2 tRNA genes and 2 rRNA genes are annotated in these 740 nt (G+C 57.0%); all 4 read right to left on the minus strand.

Annotation, left to right across the window (positions count from 1 at the left end):
- Positions 1-261: ribosomal RNA gene (locus AN618_RS12430) — 23S ribosomal RNA — on the minus strand; the annotation flags it as partial.
- A gap of 56 nt (positions 262-317) precedes the next feature.
- Positions 318-394, minus strand: a tRNA-Ile gene (locus AN618_RS12435).
- Between the two features lie 27 nt (positions 395-421).
- Positions 422-497, minus strand: a tRNA-Ala gene (locus AN618_RS12440).
- A 56-nt stretch (positions 498-553) separates the two neighbouring features.
- Positions 554-740: ribosomal RNA gene (locus AN618_RS12445) — 16S ribosomal RNA — on the minus strand; the annotation flags it as partial.

The following is a 740-nucleotide window of genomic DNA, read 5'->3' on the forward strand; positions in this document are numbered from 1 at the left end:
CCTTTCGCTCGCCGCTACTCAGGGAATCGCTCTTGCTTTCTTTTCCTCGGGGTACTAAGATGTTTCAGTTCCCCCGGTATCGCCTCCCATGCCTATGGGTTCAGCATGGGATACCGTAGGTTCTCCCACGGTGGGTTCCCCCATTCGGGCACCCCCGGATCTACGCTTGCTTGCAGCTCCCCGGGGCGTTTCGCCGCTTGCCGCGCCCTTCGTCGCCCCCTTGCGCCTAGGCATCCACCGTGTGCCCTTAGTAGCTTGACCAAAAGCCTAAAAGATGCTCCACATACCCACTGTGCAATTTTCAAGGTGCAATATTTTGGTGGGCTTAGGTGGACTCGAACCACCGACCTCACGCTTATCAGGCGTGTGCTCTCACCATCTGAGCTATAAGCCCACTTCTTTTGAAGGACCTTTTTGTAATTGGTGGAGATGAGGAGATTCGAACTCCTGACCCCCTGCGTGCAAAGCAGGTGCTCTCCCAGCTGAGCTACACCCCCACGGAGATGATCCCTCAAAACTAAACAGTGCCACGCCCTTCCTTCTTTCTCCTTAGAAAGGAGGTGATCCAGCCGCACCTTCCGGTACGGCTACCTTGTTACGACTTCACCCCAGTCGCTGGCCCCACCTTCGACGGGCTCTATGCCCGGCTTCGGGTGTTGCCAACTCCCATGGTGTGACGGGCGGTGTGTACAAGGCCCGGGAACGTATTCACCGCGGCATGCTGATCCGCGATTACTAGC

The organism is Fervidicola ferrireducens, from assembly GCF_001562425.1.
Taxonomy (GTDB): Bacteria; Bacillota; Thermosediminibacteria; order Thermosediminibacterales; family Thermosediminibacteraceae; genus Fervidicola; species Fervidicola ferrireducens.